This window comes from Kitasatospora sp. NBC_01539, assembly GCF_045040525.1.
Taxonomy (GTDB): domain Bacteria; phylum Actinomycetota; class Actinomycetes; order Streptomycetales; family Streptomycetaceae; genus Kitasatospora.
This window is the reverse complement of sequence record NZ_CP109390.1, coordinates 2576467-2594912: the sequence shown is the minus strand read 5'-3', so window position 1 is coordinate 2594912 and position 18446 is coordinate 2576467. Positions and strand designations below refer to the sequence as shown.

The 18446-nt window shown below is 76.9% G+C and carries 11 protein-coding genes; 9 read left to right on the top strand and 2 right to left on the bottom strand.

The genetic code is table 11. The features are described 5' to 3' along the window. Positions 1-266: 266 nt before the first annotated feature. The gene (locus tag OG335_RS11130) at positions 267-1793 is read right to left on the bottom strand and encodes an MFS transporter (protein ID WP_405010917.1); all 1527 of its coding nucleotides are present in this window, start codon (positions 1791-1793) and stop codon (positions 267-269) included. Beyond that, positions 1790-2497 (bottom strand): TetR/AcrR family transcriptional regulator, encoded by a 708-nt coding sequence (locus OG335_RS11125; RefSeq protein WP_405010916.1) that lies wholly within the window; start codon positions 2495-2497, stop codon positions 1790-1792. Before OG335_RS11125 ends, OG335_RS11130 begins: the two co-directional genes overlap by 4 nt. A gap of 268 nt (positions 2498-2765) precedes the next feature. On the opposite strand from OG335_RS11125, the gene OG335_RS11120 reads away from it, so the two are divergent. The 9 genes from OG335_RS11120 (at position 2766) to OG335_RS11080 (ending at position 17736) form a co-directional block, all read left to right on the top strand. Continuing rightward, positions 2766-5243: a glycoside hydrolase family 9 protein gene (locus OG335_RS11120; RefSeq protein WP_405010915.1), complete on the top strand. Its 2478-nt coding sequence runs from the start codon at positions 2766-2768 to the stop codon at positions 5241-5243. 99 nt (positions 5244-5342) lie between these two features. Further along, on the top strand, positions 5343-6635 hold the full coding sequence (locus OG335_RS11115) for a cellulose-binding domain-containing protein (RefSeq protein ID WP_405010914.1): 1293 nt from the start codon (positions 5343-5345) through the stop codon (positions 6633-6635). Between the two features lie 305 nt (positions 6636-6940). Beyond that, positions 6941-8104 carry a sensor histidine kinase gene (locus OG335_RS11110; RefSeq protein ID WP_405010913.1) on the top strand — a complete coding sequence of 388 codons (1164 nt, stop codon included), beginning with the start codon at positions 6941-6943 and terminating at the stop codon, positions 8102-8104. Then, complete coding sequence (locus tag OG335_RS11105; RefSeq protein ID WP_405010912.1) at positions 8098-8916, top strand: response regulator; 819 nt, start codon at positions 8098-8100, stop codon at positions 8914-8916. The genes OG335_RS11110 and OG335_RS11105 overlap by 7 nt, the downstream gene beginning before the upstream one ends. A gap of 122 nt (positions 8917-9038) precedes the next feature. Further along, positions 9039-9512 carry a hypothetical protein gene (locus OG335_RS11100; RefSeq protein WP_405010911.1) on the top strand — a complete coding sequence of 158 codons (474 nt, stop codon included), beginning with the start codon at positions 9039-9041 and terminating at the stop codon, positions 9510-9512. 58 nt (positions 9513-9570) lie between these two features. Further along, positions 9571-10911, top strand: a complete 1341-nt coding sequence (locus tag OG335_RS11095; protein ID WP_405010910.1) for a DUF4407 domain-containing protein — start codon at positions 9571-9573, stop codon at positions 10909-10911. 98 nt (positions 10912-11009) lie between these two features. Then, on the top strand, positions 11010-13568 hold the full coding sequence (locus OG335_RS11090; protein WP_405010909.1) for a hypothetical protein: 2559 nt from the start codon (positions 11010-11012) through the stop codon (positions 13566-13568). Further along, positions 13565-16684, top strand: a complete 3120-nt coding sequence (locus OG335_RS11085) for a hypothetical protein (RefSeq protein ID WP_405010908.1) — start codon at positions 13565-13567, stop codon at positions 16682-16684. Before OG335_RS11090 ends, OG335_RS11085 begins: the two co-directional genes overlap by 4 nt. Beyond that, a complete protein-coding gene (locus tag OG335_RS11080; RefSeq protein ID WP_405010907.1) occupies positions 16684-17736 on the top strand; it encodes a hypothetical protein in 1053 nt (350 codons plus the stop codon). Before OG335_RS11085 ends, OG335_RS11080 begins: the two co-directional genes overlap by 1 nt. The last annotated feature ends 710 nt before the right edge of the window (positions 17737-18446 follow it).

Here is an 18446-nt window from a genome sequence, read left to right as displayed (position 1 = left end):
CACGTCACTCTAGGAGTGCGGCGATCGGCCGATCCATCGATTTAGACCGACCTCCGACCGCAGGGACCCTGCAGGGGTTACGCCCTCAGGCCGGTCCGGAGGCCGGACGGGAGGCGCCCGGTGCGGGCGTGCGACCGGTGACGTTCCCCCGCACGTCGGCCTCCGGGGTGACGGCGGCCCGCCCGTCGGTCACCGTCACCCGGCCCCGGCCCCGGCCGCCGGCTACGACCCGCCGTTCCGCCCGCCGGGGTTCGGCTGCCGGCCCGTCAGAGGGCCGACGGCGGGTCGACGGTGGAGGCGGTCGTCCCGGCGTTCCCCGACCCCGCGGCGCTGCTGCCGGCGGTGACCGCAGCCGCGCTCGGCGGGTCCGCCTCCGCCGGACGCCGGGCGGCCCCGGGCCGGCCGCCGGCCGGCGGCGCCCCGTGCGGCGGTGTGCGGCCGGGCAGGCCGAGCGCGGCCAGGGCGCCGACCGCGGCGACGGCCGCCAGCGCCGTCAGGGTGGGCGCCATCGCGGGGAGGCCCGTCCGGCCCGTGGTGAGCGCGGGCAGCGCCGCCGCCGCGGCGACGCCCAGGGCCGGCCCGATGTTGAGCGCGGTCTGCTGCAGGCCGCCCGCCACGCCGGCGTCCGCCGCGGGGCCGGAGCGTACGACGACGGCCGTGCCCGTCACCATCACGGTGACGAACCCCGTGCCGAGCAGCAGGAATCCGCCGCCGATCGCGGCCTCGGCGGGGGCCGGGCCCAGTCGGGAGAGCACCAGGACGCCGAGGGCGAGGACGACCGCCGCCGTGCCGGCCGTGCGGCGGGGGCCGTGGCGGCGCAGCAGGCCGGCGGCGACCGGAGCGCCGAGCACCATGGCCGCGGCGAGCGGCAGCGCGCGCAGGCTGCTGCCGAAGGGGTCGAGCCCGAGGACGTCCTGCAGGTAGTAGGTGCTGACGAAGAGGGTGCCGAACAGCGCGGCCGACGCGGTGACCAGCACGGCGAGGGCGCACACGATCGGCGCCGAGGTGAGCAGCCGCGCGGGCAGCAGGGGGTGCGGCGTGCGCCGCTCGTGGCGGACGAAGGCCGTGCCGGCCGTCGCGGCGACGGCGCAGCCGACGGCGACCGCGGGCGTCGGGCCGGTCTCGGGCAGCCGGACGAGGGTGTGCACCAGGCACGCGAGCGCGATGCCGAGCAGGGCCGCGCCGGGCAGGTCGAGGCCGGCCGGGCGTGCGGGGCGGAGCGCCGGGGCGGCCCGGCCGTCGCGCAGGGCGAGGGCCGGCACGCCGACCAGCAGGGCCGGGACGGCGCTGAGGAAGAACACCGACCGCCAGCCCAGGTGCGTGGTCAGCGCGCCGCCGACCAGCGGGCCCGCCGCGGCGGCGAGGCCGATGGCGCTGGTGCGCAGGGCGATCGGCATGGCGAGCCGGTCGGCCGGGTAGGCGGCGCGCAGCATGCCGAGGGTGGCGGGCTGCAGCAGCGCGCCGAAGGCGCCCTGGAGGATCCGGAGGCCGATCACGCCGCCGATGCCGGGTGCGAGCCCGATGCCGGCGGACGCCCCGGCGAAGCCCAGCATGCCGAGGGCGAAGACGCGCCGGTGGCCGTACCGGTCGCCGATCCGGCCGGAGAGGACGAGCAGGCTCGCCACGGTGATCAGGTAACCGGTGCTCGTCCACTGGACCGCGCCGAGCGAGGTGTGCAGGTCGTGCCGCAGGGCGGGCTGGGCGACGGTCAGCACCGTGCCGTCCACGGCGACCGTGACGGCACCGGTGATGCTGCAGGTGAGGGTGAGGCGCTGCCTCCAGGTGGTGGTCACGGCCGCTCCCCCCGGGCGGCGGGCGTGCGGGTGCCCGGCTCCGGGCCGAGGTGGGCGTCGAGGGCGGCGCGCAGCAGGGGTTCGACGTCGTCGCTGCCGGTGGCGAGCGCGAGGCTTCCCCAGGCGCGGAGTTGGGCGATGCCGTGCAGGTTGGCCCAGAGGGCTCCGGCGGTGACCCGGGGTGCGGCCCCGGAGGGCGGCACGGGCCGGACGGCGGCGATCAGGTCGGTGAGGAGGCCGAAGAGCGGCAGGCTGGTGTCGCGGAGGCCGAGCGCGTTGCTCTCCAAGAGGTCGTGCCGGAACATCAGGTCGAACATGCCGGGCTCGGTGCGGGCGAAGTCGAGGTAGGTCCGGCCGAGCGCGAGGAGGCGGGCGCGGGGGTCGGGCGGCGGCCCGTCGCCGTCGGTGCTGCCCGGGTCGTCCGGGCCGCCCGGGCCGGGTGCGGCGGGTGTGGCGGGTGTGGCGGCGGCGTTGTCGGGTCGTCCGGCGGTGGCGGCCCGGGCGGCGAGGTCGGCGAAGCCGCGCCGTGCGATGGCGGACAGCAGCTCCAGGTGGGTGGGGAAGTACCGCCGGGGTGCGCCGTGGGAGACCCCGGCCCGGCGTGCGATCTCCCGGAGGGTGAGCGCCTGCATCCCCTCGGCGGCGAGCAGGTCGACGCCGACCTGCACCAGACGGGCGCGGAGCCCGTTGTCGTCCTCGGTCATGCGGGCTGTCTACCAGGTGCGAGTAGACACTGTCTACTCGTGGCGTGGAGGGCCGGTGCCGGGCCCGGCGCGGCCCGTCCGGGCTGCCCCGGATTGCCCGCTTGCGTGCCCGCGCGGCGACCGTGCCGGGGGAGCGCTCCCGCGGTCTGCGGCGAAGTGCCAATCCGTGCATGCCTCTTGACGTGCTCTCGGCGGCGCTGGCTTCATACCTCTGGGAGCGCTCCCACAGCTCCCGGCTTCCCACCCCCCACCCTGGAAGGCCCCACCCGTGCCTCCTCTCACCACCCGCTCCCTGACGCGAAGGGCGGCCGCCGCCCTGGCCGGCGCCGCCCTCGTCGCCACCGGGCTGGCCGCCGTCCCGGTGACCGCCGCCGCTGCCCCGGCGGCCGTGACCGCCGCCGGCTCGACCGTGCGCGTCAACCAGCTCGGCTACCTGCCCGACGGCCCCAAGCGCGCCACCGTCGTCAGCTCCGCCACCGCCCCGCTCGCCTGGCAGCTGCGCAACGCCGCCGGTGCGGCCGTCGCCTCCGGCACCACCACGGTCCGTGGCGCCGACGCGGCCTCCGGCGACGCGACGCACCTCGCCGACTTCAGCGCCTACACCGGCACCGGCAGCGGATTCACCCTGGTCGTCGACGGTCAGACGAGCTACCCGTTCGACATCTCCGCGGCGCTCTACGACGGCCTGCGGGCCGACAGCATGCAGTTCTTCTACCAGCAGCGCAGCGGCATCGCCATCGACGCGGCCCTCGCCGGCTCCGCCTACGCCCGGCCCGCCGGCCACCTCGGTGTCGCCCCCAACAAGGGCGACACCAGCGTGCCCTGCCAGGCGGGGGTCTGCGACTACAGCCTCGACGTCCGCGGCGGCTGGTACGACGCCGGCGACCAGGGCAAGTACGTCGTCAACGGCGGCATCGCCACCTGGCAGCTCGTCAACTCCTTCGAGCGGGCCCACCGGGCCGGCGGCGACGCGGGCGTCGGCGACTCCACGCTCAAGGTGCCCGAGCGCGGCAACGGCACGCCCGACGTGCTCGACGAGGCCCGCTGGGAGCTCGACTTCCTGATGCGGATGCAGGTGCCGGCCGGCAAGCCGATGGCCGGCATGGCCTTCCACAAGATCCACGACGCGCAGTGGACCGGCCTGCCCACCCGCCCCGAGCTCGACAGTCAGCAGCGCGAGCTGCACAAGCCGTCGACCGCGGCCACGCTCAACCTCGCCGCCTCGGCCGCGCAGTGCGCCCGCGTCTACGCGCCGTACGACGCGGCGTTCGCCGCCCGCTGCCTCGACGCGGCCCGCCGCGCCTGGACGGCCGCCAAGGCCAACCCGAACGTCCTCGCCCCCGCCACCGACAGCACCGGCGGCGGCGCGTACGAGGACAACCAGGTCACCGACGAGTTCTACTGGGCCGCCGCCGAGCTGTACGCCACCACCGGCGAGACGCAGTACCGCGACGCCGTCACCTCCTCCGCCCTGCACGCCGGGCCCGTCGACGCCTTCTGGTGGGGCGGCACCGCCACGCTCGGCCGGATCACCCTGGCGACCGTGCCCGGCGTCGGCCTGCCCGCCGACGATCTCGCCCGCATCCGCACCCAGCTGACCACTGCCGCCGACGGCTACCTCGCCACCATGGCGGGCCAGGGCTACGCCGTGCCGATCGCCTCCGACGGCTACGTGTGGGGCTCCAACAGCTCCGTCGCCAACAACGCGATGATCATCGCCGTGGCCTACGAGCTGACCGGCCAGCAGCGCTACCGCGCCGGTGCGCTGGAGGCCCTCGACTACCTGCTGGGCCGCAACGCGCTCAACCAGTCGTACGTCACCGGCTACGGCGAGCACGCCTCGGAGAACGAGCACCACCGCTTCTGGGCGCACCAGAACGACGCCTCGCTGCCGCACCCGCCCGCCGGCTCCTTCGCCGGAGGCCCCAACTCCGGTCTCCAGGACCCGATCGCGACCGCCCAGCTGGCCGGCTGCGCCCCCGCCAAGTGCTACATCGACGACATCGGCTCGTACTCCACGAACGAGGTCGCGATCAACTGGAACGCGCCGCTGGCCTGGCTCGCCGCCTTCGCCGCGGAGCGCAAGGACACCACGCAGCCCGTGACCCCGAAGGTGCAGGCCGCCCCGGCGGCCGTCACCGTCGCCGAGGGCTCCTCCGCCACCGTGGCGGTCAGGCTGTCGTCCGCCCCCGCGCAGAACGTCACCGTCGCCGTCGCCCGCACCTCCGGTGACACCGACCTCGCCGTCACCGCCGGCGCGAGCCTCGTCTTCACCCCCGCCAACTGGGCCACCGCCCAGCAGGTGACCGTCTCCGCCGCGCAGGACGCCGACACCGCCAACGGCACGGCCGTGTTCTCCGCGGGCGGCACCGGGGCGGAGGCCGCGGCCTTCACCGCCACCGAGGCCGACGACGACACCGCACCGCCCGCCTCCTCCTGCAACGTCGTCTACAAGGTCGACAACGCCTGGGGCAACGGCTTCACCGCCACGGCCACGGTCAAGAACACCGGCACCACCCAGATCGCCGGCTGGACCCTGAAGTGGACCTACCCGGGCAACCAGACGATCACCAACGCCTGGAACGCCACCGTCACCCAGACCGGCGCCGCGGTCACCGCCAAGGACGCCGGATGGAACGGCACCCTGGCACCCGGCGGCACCGCGAGCTTCGGCTTCCAGGGCACGTACTCCGGCAGCAACACCCTGCCCACCCAGTTCACGGTCAACGGAGCCGCCTGCAGCTGACCGCGCGCCCGGCTGATCGCAGCTGAACCCGTGCGGGGCGCCCGGAAGCCCGGGCGCCCCGCACGGCCCCCACCCCGGCCTGCGAAAGGACGCACCACCATGCCCCCCACCGCCACCCCCGCCACCCCCGCCTTACGCCGCCTGCGCACCACCGCGGGCGCCGCCTGCGCCGCCCTGGTCGCCACCGCCGCGGCCCTGCTGCCGCTGCCGGCCGCCTCGGCCGCCGACAGCCCCGGCTGTCGCGTCGACTACACCGCCAACCGCTGGACCGGCGGCTACACCGCCGCCGTCAGGATCACCAACCTCGGCCCGCAGCTGACGTCCTGGCGCCTCACCTGGACGTACGGCGGCGACGAGCACGTCACCTCCGCGTGGAACGCCACCGCCACACAGACCGGCACGGCCGTCACCGCCGTGAACGCCGCCTGGAACGGCAGCCTCGCGACCGGCGGCGCCACGGAGTTCGGCGTCCAGGGCACCTGGGCGGCCGCCGCCCCGGCACCGTCCGGTTTCACGCTCAACGGCACGCCGTGCAACGGCGGCACGACCGCCTCGCCGAGCCCGAGCCCCTCCGGGAGCCCGAGCCCGAGCCCGAGTCCGAGTCCGAGCCCGTCGGGCAGTCCGTCCGGCAGCGCGTCCCCGAGCCCGTCCGGCAGTCCGTCCGGCAGTCCCTCGCCGAGTGCCGACCCGACGCCGCCCGTCCCCGGCTGCGGCACCGCGGTGGTCTGCTCCGGCTTCGAGGACCAGACCGGCAGCGCCCCCACCGGCGACTGGCAGACCGTCACCCCCAACTGCTCCGGCACGGGCACCGCCGCCATCGACACCGCCGTCGCCTACAGCGGCACCCGCTCGCTGCGGATCGACGGCAGGGCGGGCTACTGCAACCACGTCTTCGTCGGCACCACGAAGGACGTCTCCGCGGTCGGCCCCGTCGTGTACGCCCGGCTGCGGGTGCGGCACACCACCGCCCTGCCCGCCGCCCACGTCACCTCCCTCACCTTCGCGGACGCGCGCGACGGCGGGAAGGACCTCCGGATCGGCGGCCAGAACGGCGCCCTCCAGTGGAACCGCGAGTCCGACGACGCCACCCTGCCCGTGCAGAGCCCGGCGGGTGTCGCGCAGAGCGCGGCGCTGCCCACCGGCCGCTGGGTCTGCCTGCGCTTCCAGATCGACACCACCCAGCAGGCCATGCGGACCTACCTGGACGACGTCGAGGTGCCCGGCCTCCACCTGGACACCGTGCCGACCCAGGACGTCGACAACCAGTGGCTGGTGCGCTCCACCGCGCCCCGGCCGACGACCTTCCGGCTCGGCTGGGAGAGCTACGGCGTCGGTGACGACACCCTCTGGTTCGACGACGTGGCGCTCGGGTCGTCCCCGATCGCCTGCTGACGGCCGACCGGCCGGCTTCCGGGCGCACCGCAGGTCCGGGCCGTGCCCGACCGGTCCCGACCGGGTCCGACCGGACCTGGTCGGGATGTGGTCCGGGTCCGCCCGGATCCGACCGCACCGGCCTTCCGAGTCTCGCGCGTACACCGTCAACTTGACGTTCGTGCAAGGGAGTTGTCGTCCTGATCCCGTCTTGCGATCAGGTTCTGTGCCATGCTGGTCGCCCGGGAGGAAGCTGGACGCTGGGGGGCGGCTTGCGCGGTGGTTGGACGGCGTCGTGGGTGCTCCCGGTGCGTGACCGAGGCACCGTGACCGACGGCACCGAGGACCGGATCAAGCGCATGATGCGCCTGATCCGCGTCGGCACCTCGGCCTTCATGCTGCTGCCGCTGCTGGGCTGGGCCCAGCTCGCCCACCCCTGGGTCGCGGCCGCCGCCGCGGCCGCCGCGATCGGCGAGGCCCTCTGGTTCGACCGCCGGGCCGCCGCCGCCCCCGGCCCGCTCGACCGCCGCACCGTGCTCGTCGACGCCGCGTTCTGCGTGCTGCTGATGTACGCGGGCTCGCGGGCCGCGGCACCGGAGCTCCGCAACGTCGTCATGACCGAGCTCGTGCCCTTCAGCCTCGGCGCGGCCGCCGTCATCGGGATCTCCCGGGTCGGCCGCCCGCTCGGCCTGGCCGCCGTCGCCGCACTGATGGCGTCCTGGACGCTCGCCGTCCTGCCCGACGCCCGGCTGAAACTCGCCTCCGACCTCCTCGGCTTCGCGCTCTGGTACGCCGTCGGCCGCCGTATCGCCGCGACCTGGCGCCACCTCGCCGACGCCACCACCGAGGCCCAGGAGGAGGCCGAGAAGCGCCGCCGGGACAGCGCCGACCAGCAGCAGCGCGACCGGGACGCCCGCCACCGCGACCAGCTGCACAGCGCCATCCACGACATCATGCTGCCCGTCGTCAACCACATGGCGTCCGGCCGCGAGGTCGGCGAGGCCGAGGTGCGCTGGGCCCGCTGGACGGTGGCGCGCGCCCGGCGGTGGCTGGAGGACCCGCGCTCCGGCGAGACGCACGGCCTGGAGGCCGCCCTGCGCGGGGTGGTCGAGCAGTTCACCCTCCGCGGCATGATCGTCGTCGAGACCGTCATCGTGGTCGACGAGCCGCCGCCCGACATCGTCAACGCCCTGGAGGGCGCGGTCGTCGAGGCCCTCAACAACGCCGTCGCGCACGCCGGACGGGACGGCCAGGCGGTCGTGCTGTTCGCCGAGTCCGGACCGGACGGCCTCGTCGTCAGCGTCCAGGACCGCGGCCGGGGCTTCGACCCCGCGGCCGTCCGGGCCGGCGGCGGCCTCGGCCGGAGCCTGCGCACCATCGAGCACCACGGCGGCCGGGTCACCCTCGACTCCCGGACCGGCCGGGGCACCAAGATCCTGTGGGAGTGGGACCGCCCTGCGGGCGGGGAGACGGAGGAGCGCGCATGCTGACCCCGGCCCGGATCAGTCTCGGCGTGGTGGACGACCACCCCGCCTTCCGCACCGGCCTGCTCACCTCGTTCAGCGCCGCGGGCTTCCGCCAGCTCGCCGCCGTCGGCAGCACCGAGGAGCTCGGCGCCCTGCGGCCCGACGTCGTGCTGTGCGACCTCGAGTTCCCCGCCGACTGCCGGCAGGGCCGCGACGCCGTCGAGTTCGTCGCTTCGCTCGGCTGCCTGGTCATCGCCTTCTCCCACCTGGCCACCGCCGACGCCCAGCTCGACTCGCTCGCCGCCGGGGCCCGCGGATTCGTCCCCAAGTCGGAGGACCCGCAGGTCTTCTGCCGTGCCGTCACGACCGTCGCCAACGGCGGCCACTGGATCGACCCGGCCCTGGCCGGCCGGCTGCTCCGCGACAGCGGCCTGCGCCCCCTCGCCCGGCAGGAGATCGGCCGCCCCGAGACCGACCTGCTCCGCGCCCTCGCCCAGGGCGACGCCCTCGACGAGTACGAGCGCCGCGCAGGACTCCCCCCGGGCGGCGGCAGCGCCCTGCTCACCCGGATCCTCGACGCCGGACGGCGCCGTCGCCGGATGGTCCTGCCGTCCGCCCGCGAGTACCAGATCATCGAGCTGGTCGGCCGCCGCGGCAGCCGCTCCCGGGACGCCGCCGCCGAGCTCCACATCGGCGAGTCCACCCTCAAGACCCACCTGGAGAGCATCCGCGACAAGTACGTGCAGACCCGCACCGGCGTCCTCCCCTCGATCACCCCCCGCGAGGCCGCCCGCCGCTGGGCCGAGGAGCTCGACGGGCACCGCACCGACGGCTGACCCCGCGGGCCGCGGCCGGACCGGCCCGGACCCCGCGACGCCCTCCCCGAAACGGGGACTTCCCGCCCCGGTCGGCGGTGCGGGACGATCGGCGCCCGTTCCTGGACGGGAGGAGGAAGGCCGTGGCGCCGTGGAGCCTGCGCGCCCGACAACCCGCCCCGGTGCCGGGGGAGTTCCTCGCGCTGTTCCTCGACCGGGACGACGTGCCCCCGCCGCTGCACCGGATCTGCGCCCCCGGGGACCGTCGCCCGCCCGCCCTCTCGCCGCCGCTCACCGGCGTCGTCGCGGCCGGCGCCGCCGTCTGGGCGGCTCCCGGCGACGCGGACCTGCACCGGGTCGACGACCTGCGGTGGCTCTTCGCCCGCCCCGGGCAGGCGCGCCGCGCCGTCGACCGGATCCGCCGGGAGCTCGGCGCCCCCGACACCGCCGCCGCCCGCGTGCTGCTCGCCGGCCTCGTCGTCGCCCGGCTGGTCTGCACCCCCGGGCAGGACGGCCCGCCCGCGGGCACCGCCCTGGCCGAACTCGCCCGCCGGGCCGCCGAACGCGCCGCCGCCGCACCCTTCGGAGGCCCTCTGCCTCCCCCAAAGGAGGACTGACGCCGGTCCGTCCCCGCCTCCCAGACTGGGACCGCCACAGCCCGGAGGGGAGGACCACATGTCAGCGGACGCCTTCGCCCCCGGCGGCCCCGCCGCAGCGACGGCGGCCGGAGCCGCGGACGACGGCGCCTGGGCCGAGGTGCGCGGCGCCGAACCGGAGGCCCGGCCGCCCCGCGCCGGCACCCGCTTCCTGCGCTGGGCCGCCGCCACCGACCCCGGCCACCTGCTCACCCGGTCCGAGCGGACCCGGGCCGCCGCCGTCGGCACCCTCATGGTGCTGGTGGCGTCGATGGCCGCGGCCTCCGCCGCCGTGCTGATGACACTGGTCGCCGGCGGGCAGCGGCCGTGGACGGTGCCCGTCGCGCTCGCCTGGGGCGTCCTGGTCTTCTGCATCGACCGGGCCGTCCTCGCCGAGACCGACTACGGCGACCTGAGCGGCGTCGACCGCCGGGCCGACCTCGTCACCGCGGCCGCCGCCGGCGCCGCCGACGACCACCCGGTGCCGCCCTCCCGCACCGGGCGCGGACGGCTCAACTCCTGGATCACCTACCCGCTGCGCATCGCGCTCGCCCTCCTCGTCGCCGTCCTCATCGGCGAGTCGGTCTGCCTGGTCGTCTTCGAGCCGGAGATCCGCCAGGTGCTCGCCCGCGACGCCGGCACCGCCCACCGAGCCGAGACCGCCGGCAAGGTCGACGCCTCCGCGACCGCCCTGCAGGACGCCGTCGCCCGGCGCGAGCGGCAGATGGCCGACAACGACGCGCTCGCCGACGCCGCCGCCCGCACCTACACCGACGCCAACACCCGTTACTACCAGGAGATCAACAACCCAGGCCGCCCCGGCTACGGCGCGCTCGCCGAGGCCGAGCGCCGGAAGGTCACGGCCGCCCTCGCCGACCGGCAGGCCGCCGCGGAGCGGCGCGACCGCGACAACGCCGACCTCCGGGCGAAGAACCGCGCCGACCAGGCCACCGTCACCGCCCTGCGCACCCCCGGCTCGCCCGAGTACCGAGCCGTCGAGGCCGCCACCCCCGCGAAGGCCGGCGCGGACGGCTGGCTGGCCCGCGAGCACGCCCTGCGGACCTTCCGCCAGGAGAACCGGCACGACCCCACGGTGCGCTGGCTGCCCTGGCTGATCCGCGGGCTCCTCCTCCTCGTCGACGTCCTGCCGCTCGTCCTCAAGGCGCTCGGCGGGAAGACCCTGCACCACCGGCGCCGCCGCGAGCAGGCCGAACTCGTCCGCTACGCCGACCGCGTCGAGTTCGCGGCCGCCGTCCACGCGATCGACCTCGCGGTCGACCAGAAGCTGCGCCGCACCCGCCTCGCCGCCGACCTCGCCCGGGCCCGCGACGAGCGCTTCCGCGAGCACCGCACCGACCACCTCGGCCGCCCCGGGCCCTGACCCGTACGGCGCCGCGCCCCGCCCGTCCCGCCGCACCCGCCGTGCCGTACCCGTACTCGCACCCGCACCCGCACCCGCACCCGTCCCGAGGGGAGCCCATGGACCAGTACCACGAGGAGAGGGCCGCGCTCCGCAGCCTGGCCGAGCGCGCCCTCGCCGCGCTGATCGCCCTCCCGCCCGGCGGCCCGCAGCGGCAGCGCGCCGAGGCCCGCGCCCGGGCCGCCGCCCGGCTGCTGCACGCCGCCGCACAGCGCCACCCGTCGCTCGCCCTCGCGGGCAGCTACGCCGCGGGCAAGACCCTCCTGCTCTGCCTGCTCACCCGCCTCCCCGGCCTGCTCGCCGTCTCCAAGGTGCAGACCACCGGCAACCTCACCGTGCTGCGCCTGCACCCCGCCCCGCCCGGCGGCGCCCCGGGGCTCGGGGCGGTCTCGGTGTCGTACCTCTCCGCGGAGGCCGTCGCGGACCTCGCCGGTTTCGTCCTGGACGGCATCGTGGACTCCGTGCGCCGCCGCGGCCTCGGGTACGACGTCTCCGCCCTCGACGGCCACCGGCCGGTCGACGTCGCCGACCCGGCCCGCTCCGACTGGGCGCCGGTCGAGGCGTTCTGCCGCCAGGTCTGGCACTCCGACAACATCGAACTCCGGCAGTGGGGCCACGAGCTGCTCCAGCTGCGCGACGCGCTCGCCGTCGGTGCCCACCTGCTGCCCCGCACCCCGCTCGGGCCGCCGGTCGCGATCAGCGCCGGGCTGCTGCGCGCCGCCGTCGAGATCGGCGACAGCCGCTCCCTCCCGCGCGAGGTGCCGCCGCCCCGCCCGGTGCTGCCGCTCCCGCCGGACGCCGCCCTCGACGCCGCCGGGCTGCGCGACACCTTCCCGCTGATCCGCCAGATCACCCTCGACGTGCGCCTCCCGCAGGACGTCTGGGACCTCGGCGGCCTCACCGTCGAGCTTGCCGACTTCCCGGGGCTCGACTCCGGCTCCTGCCGCGACCGGTTCCTCGTGGAACGCGAACTGCCCCGGGCGAGTGCCGTCCTGATCGTGCTGCAGGCCGAGCGCGCCGCCAACGACCACGTCGCGGCCTTCCACAGCATGCTGGAGCAGGGGCGCTTCCTGCGGACCGGTCTCGCCGACTCGGTGCTGGTCGCCGCCAACCGCTTCGACCTCGTGCCGCTGCCGCACCCCGTCCCGGCCACGGTCGCCGAGTACGCCGCCTCGCCGGTGCACGAGACCTTCGCCGCCCTGCACCGCACCGCCGGCCTGCTCACCCGCCACCGCCACGACCGGGTCGCCCTGACGTCGGCGCTCGCCGCGACCGCCGTCCGCAAGCAGGCGCCCTGGGGCGAGACCAGCGCCGCCGACCAGCGCCGCGCCGCCGAGAACCTCGACGCCTGGGACGCCGTCCGGCGGCAGCTCGCCCTCGGCGACCCGCACCACCCCGTGACGGCCGCCCTCGGCCGCTACTGCGAGGACGGCGGCGTGGACGGGCTGCGCACCCTCATCGGCACCCACATGCGCGGCGACGGCCTGCGCGTCTGGCAGGGCGAACTCCGCGCCGCCGCACGGGCCCTGCACACCGCCCTGGCCGGCGTCGCCCGGCTCGTCGCCCCCGCGGCCACCGCTCCCACGGCCGCCCCCGAGGAGCGCGCCGCCCTGACCGCCCTGCGCACGGCGCTGCGCGCGGCCGCCACCGACCTCGGCCACCGCCTCGACGCCCTCCCGCTGCTCGCCCAGACCCGCACCGGGGCCGGCAGCACCCTGGAGGAGGAACTCCTCGACCGGGCGGCCCGCGAGGTGCACCGCGCGGAGATCTGGACGGACACCCTGCGTCACGCCGCCGGGGGCCGCATCGTCGTCGGGTCCGCCGGGCAGCAGGCCGCGCCCGGCCCGTACGGCGGCTGGGACGACGAGGGCGACGACGACTGGGACGGGCCCGCCGGAGCGGCCGCCGAGCCCCCGCGTCCCGCCCTCACCACCGAGGACGTCCGCGGACTCTACGACGACGCCGTCGCCACCCTCGACACCGCGACGCGCGAGCTCCTCGACGAGGCCCTCACCGCATGGGGCCGGGCCGCGCACATTCCCGGCGGCGCCCTCGCCAGGGCCGCCGAACGGTTCGCCGCCGACCGGCGGCTGCTCGCGGCGCGGTTCGCCGCCGTGGAGCCGCCCGCCTCCGCCGAGCACCGCCTCCGGCTGATCTCCCGGCTCGTCGACCCCGGCCTCGCCGCCGACCGGATGGCCCGGATCGCGGCCCGCCCGCCCGGCGCCGCCCAGCAGCCCCGCTACCCGCTGGCACCCGCCCAGGCCCTGCCGTGGCATCCCGTCCTTGCGCCGCGGCTCGCCGGCCAGACCGCCGAGGAGCTCGTCCGCACCGACCTGGAGCGCCTGCTCAGGCTCCGCCGCGACCTCGTCCGCGGGCTCCACCACGACGCCTGCCGGCGCCTGCACGGCCTGCTCGCCGCGCTCACCGCCGACCTGACCCGGCGGCTGGCCCAGATCGAGGCCGTCCTGCCGAGCGCCGCCGAACTGGACCGGATGACCTCCGCGCACGGCCCGGCCGGTCCCGGCGCCGGGGGACCGGACCCCGCCGCCGACCTCGCCACCCTGCTCGACGACCCGTCATGGCCCGCCCCAGGCCCGGAAGAGGAGGACCCCCGATGACCGACGACCGCCAGCCGCCCCCCGCCCCCGAGCCCCCGGACGCCCCCGGGACCGGCCCCGCCCGCGAGCCGCTCCGGGCGCCGTGGCCGTCCGGGGCCGGCGCGCTCCACCCGCTCACGATGGACCTCGGCTCCTACTCCTCGACCCTCGCGCTGTTCACCAACCGCCGGCTGACCGGCCGCCCCGTCGACCCCGCGCAGGAGGCCGTGCTGCTCGCCGGGCTCGCCGCCCTGCTCACCGACCCCGTCCTCGGCACGGCGGGCCCGGCGATCGTCGAGCGCACCTGGGAACTGCTGGAGAACCGCCTCCAGGAGCGGCTGCCCGACCCGCCCGACGGCCCCGCCGCCCTCGCGGCGCTGCTCGACCCCGCCACGGGCACCGGCGTCCCGGGCACCGGCCTGGCCGACGCCGACGGCCTCACCGCCCTCCGGCAGGCCGTCACCCTGGCCGTCGAGGAGGCCGTCGAGCAGCGCGACGACCTGGCGCTGAGGATCCACCGCATCCACGACGACGCGTACGCCGAGGACGCCCTGCGCAGCCTCCGGATGCTGCTGCTGGCCGTCAACCAGACCTGGGACCGGCCGGAGATCCGCAGCCTGCTCGCCGTCGACCCGAAGGACGTCCGGAAGTCCGTCCTGGTCGACCGGGCGGGCGCGGTCTCCGGGCCGGAGGCCGGCGGACGCCTGCCGGTGCCCGGCCTCAAGCGCTGGCTGCTGCGCCCGCAGCCGTTCCCCGGACTCTCCGGGGCCGCGCTGCCGGCCGGCTGGGGGGCCGACACCGACACCCTGGTCGGGCAGGCCTACCACGACCTCCAGCGGCGGGCCGAGCGTTCGCTGCTGAAGGCCGTCGAGCGCGGCACCGCCACCGAGGAGGAGAAGGCCCTCACCGGGCTGCCGGTCGAGCAGACCGTCGTCACCTACCCGGTCAGCACGCCGCCCACCGCCCGCACCCGCCTCCAGCACCTCGTCCGCGACGCGCTCGGACTGCGCAGCGCGAACGACGTCGACATCCGCTTCGACGAGGCCACCGCGGCCGCGCTGTACTTCCTGCTCAAGGGCTTCGGCGGCGACCTGGAGGCCGGCCTCGCGGAGTTCCGCTCCCGGGCGGCCCCGCTGCCCGGCGCCGAGCTGCCGACCTGGCGGCAGGTCATGCTGGTGCTCGACATCGGCGGGGGCACCACCGACATCGCCCTGCTCGCCGTCGACCTGGAGGACCACACCGGCCGGGAGGCGCCCGCCGAGGGCGACGACCACGAGGGCGTCCGCATCGCCGGCCGCCGCTACCTGCTGCGCCCCCGGGTGCTCGGCAGCACCGGCCACCCCCAGCTCGGCGGCGACCTCATCACCCTGCGGATCTTCCACTGGGCGAAGGCCGCGCTCGCCGACGCGCTGGTGGCCGCGGCCCGCGCCCGGCAGGGCACGGCGGCCGCGAAGGGCCTGAGCGCCGCCGTCGCCGCGGCCGCCACCGAGCCCTGGACGGACCTCGCCCCGCAGGTGCTCGCCTCCCGCCGGCCCGATCCCGTGCCCGCGCACGTCCGGGCGGCGCTGCGCACCCTGCTGCCCACGCACACCCCACGCGGCGGCGATCCCGGTGACGGGCCACGGTCGGCGCAGCGCAGCACCCGTGAGTTCGAGGCGCTCTGGTACCTCGCCGAGTACACCAAGCAGGACAGGTTCGCGGGGGAGCACGACGGCGCGTTCGGCAAGCTGTTCGCCGCCGAGCTGCCCACCGGGTGCGTGTGGCGCAAGGACGTCGAGGTGCTGCCGGGCAGCGTCGCCCTGCCCGCGGAGGGCTTCGAGGCGATCGTCCGGCCGGTCGTCGACACCGCCGTCCGGATGGCCGCCGACCTCGCCCGCCAGTGCCTCGGCCGCGGGTACGAGGACCGGATCGACCTCATCGCGCTCTCGGGCCGCACCACCGGCATGCCGCAGGTCCGCCGGATCATCGGGCGGCAGCTCGTGCGCGAGCTGTCCGGACGCGGCGACGGCCTGCGGCCCGTCGCCTGGGATCCGGCCCAGCTGATCACCGCCGGCCCGTACGCCAAGCAGGCGGCCGTGCTCGGCGCCTCGTGGGCCCGCGGCACCCTCGACTACCGCGAGGAGAACGACCGGCACCGCAGCCTGGGCGTCGACCGCCTCGACATGCGGGTGGAGAACCTGCTGCTCACCCTGCCCAGCGGGTTCGGCCTCGCGACCAACCGCGGGCTGCCGATGCCGCTGCTCGCCGCGGGCACCCCGATCGACCGCTGCGACGCGGCCGGCCGGTACTTCGTCCGCACCGGCTGGCAGCGGCTCATCCCCTCCATCGACCTGCACCGCATCATGGGCCGCGACCGCTCGATGGAGTGGGGCCGGTACCGCTACCTCGCGCACGGCAGCCCGGACGCCGCCGCGCCGCCCGACGACGTCTGGTTCCAGATCGAGCTCGACCAGGAGCTGATCCCGTCCCTGCTGCTCTGCCGCGGCGACCGGCACGGCGTCAGACCCCGGCTCCAGCCCTTCCACGCGGAGGAGCTGGCGCAGCACCTGATCGGCGGCGACCTCGACAGCCGTCCGCTGGAGCTCGCCGCGGTGCCGGACCTCGCGGGCTGCTTCGAGCACGGGCGGCTCGTCCGGGTGCCGCGGATCGGCGTGCGCCCGGCCGGCGAGCCCGGCCCGGCCGCCGAGGTGTTCCCCACCTGCCCGGCCCGCTCCGCGCTGACGTACGACTTCGTCACCGACGGGCCGAACACCGCCGGCCGCGGTTTCGCCACCCCGGGCGGGGTGGAGGCCGCCGGGGCCGTCTCCGCGCTGCCACTGCCGACCGTCGGCCCCGACCACCTGCTGCCCGACTCCTACGAGTTCTGGGCCGACGCCGGCGAGGGGCCGGTCGCGCTCGGCACGCTCACCGTGCCCCTGACGGCCGGCGCACCGCACACCCCGGTCGGGCCCGTCCCGGTCTGGGCGCTGCTCGACGGCCGGGGACGGCTCCGCCTGCACCGCGGCTTCCCCGCCCACCTCCCGGCCCGCACGCTCGCCGAGATGGAGCGCCTGCCCGGCCACGTCCTGCGCACCGCCATGGACCCGGGCATCACCGACTGGAACGACGACTGGGACCCCTTCACAGGAGACCACTGATGCCCGACGACCCCCGGCAGTCCCTCGCCCGCCTCCTCGCCGACCCCGCGGCCCGGCCCGGCCTCGCGGCGGCCTGGAACGCGCTGCGCGCCGCCGTCCACGACCTGGCCTCCGGCCCCACCGGCCCGGCCGAACCCGCCACCGCCGCCGCGGTCGTCGACGCCCTCCGGCTGCTCGCCGACGTCGACGGGCGCGCCCTGGCGCTGCGCGCGCCCGCACCGGCCCCCGTGCCCGCAGCCGTGGCTGCTCCGGACTCCGTGCCGGACCCCGCACCCGTGCCGGCGGTTGCCCCTGCCGCGGCCCCCGTGCCCGTGCCGCCGTCGCCGGCGGTGGCCGCGGTGGCCGGCTCGCGGCAGCCGGGGAAGGCCGGGAGGACGGTGCCGTGGGAGCAGTACGGCGACCTCGTCGCCGCGGGGGCCGAGCAGCCCGACGCGGCGGTGGAGGAACTGCTCGCGGGCCGGCGGCCCGGGCTGCTCCGGGCGGTGGGCGGCCTGCTCGCGCTCGCCCGGCACGCCGAGGGGCTGGGCCGGATCGACCCCGCCGGGCCGGGGCCCGGACCGGTGTCCCGGTTCGACCCCGGTGCGGACCTGCCGGCCTACCGGCGGGACGTCCTGACCGCGGCGGCGGCGGTCGGCGAGGCCGCCACCGACGACGACCGGGTGCTCGCGCTCAACCTGCTGGACCGCAGGCTGCGGGAGCTCGTGCCGGTCACCGCCGACGGCCACGGACGGCTGCTGGTCGTCGGTCCCGGCCCGTGCCCGGCCTGGACGGAGCTGCTGGACGGCGGCTTCGCCGAGCAGTCGGCGGCGGCGGAGGGCACCGGGCGGCTGCACGTCGGCATCCCGGCGCCGGGCAGCAGCTACACGGCGGTGCGGGACCGCGGGCTCCTGGCCGCCGAGCACTGCGTGGTGCAGCCGCCCCGGCCGCCGGACTCCGCCGAGCACGTGGTGATCTGGGCCTACCGGGCGTGGGTGACCGTCGACGACACCCGCGGCGGCGTCCGTACCCCGCTGGCCCGGGCCAGGGTGGTCTACACCCAGGCTCCGGACTGACCCCTGAGGCCGGCCTCCGGTGGCGGTGGCCGGCCGCGGCGCCGTCCCGCGGCGGGGTGGCGGCCTTCCGCGCCCGGCCCGGAGTTCGACGCCGTGTTCGAACGGATCCGGCTGGCCGGGTCCGCCTTCGGAGCCCGGGGTGACCGGCCGTCGCCACGGCCGCAGGGGAGCCGTGCGTCCCCGATCGGTGGGCCCGCGGCGGTCACCGTCGGCCGTTCCGTACGGTCGTCCCGGTGTGGCACCCGGGCCGGTGGTGACGGAGCGTCCGCCGACCGGGAGGCCCCGTCCCGGCGGGCCGGCCGGACCCTCCCGCACCTTCCGTTGTGCGGCCGTGACCTGGGCGTTTTCCTTCCGTTTTGCGCCCGGAGTTGATTACCCGTGATGATTTCCGGGCGATGACGCTGGTTGACGGTCCGATGAATTCTGTCAGGACCACTTCAGTGCCCGTCATGTGGAGGGGTACACTCCGAGGCGCCCTCCGGGCGGTCCGTCGGTGGATCTCCGCGGTGTCCGGTGGGGCGGTCGGCCCACTCCCGCTGTCCCTGAACGCAGTTCGGGATCCCGCGGGTCGGGCCGAGTTTGAAGGACCGCCGTCAGGTGGGGCGTTGGGTCGACCTGTGGCCCATCGTGCCTGATCGGGGCGGGTGTTCGGGGCTCAGGAGGCCGCCGATCCGGCGGTCCGTGGCGGGCGAGTTTTCACTACCGTTATA

Excerpts from the sequence above, each read along its gene's own strand:
- OG335_RS11125 (WP_405010916.1), bottom strand. The coding sequence starts at position 2,497 with ATGACCGAGGACGACAACGGGCTCCGCGCCCGTCTGGTGCAGGTCGGC.
- OG335_RS11115 (WP_405010914.1), top strand. The coding sequence starts at position 5,343 with ATGCCCCCCACCGCCACCCCCGCCACCCCCGCCTTACGCCGCCTGCGC.
- OG335_RS11105 (WP_405010912.1), top strand. The coding sequence starts at position 8,098 with ATGCTGACCCCGGCCCGGATCAGTCTCGGCGTGGTGGACGACCACCCC.
- OG335_RS11095 (WP_405010910.1), top strand. The coding sequence starts at position 9,571 with ATGTCAGCGGACGCCTTCGCCCCCGGCGGCCCCGCCGCAGCGACGGCG.
- OG335_RS11090 (WP_405010909.1), top strand. The coding sequence starts at position 11,010 with ATGGACCAGTACCACGAGGAGAGGGCCGCGCTCCGCAGCCTGGCCGAG.
- OG335_RS11085 (WP_405010908.1), top strand. The coding sequence starts at position 13,565 with ATGACCGACGACCGCCAGCCGCCCCCCGCCCCCGAGCCCCCGGACGCC.
- OG335_RS11080 (WP_405010907.1), top strand. The coding sequence starts at position 16,684 with ATGCCCGACGACCCCCGGCAGTCCCTCGCCCGCCTCCTCGCCGACCCC.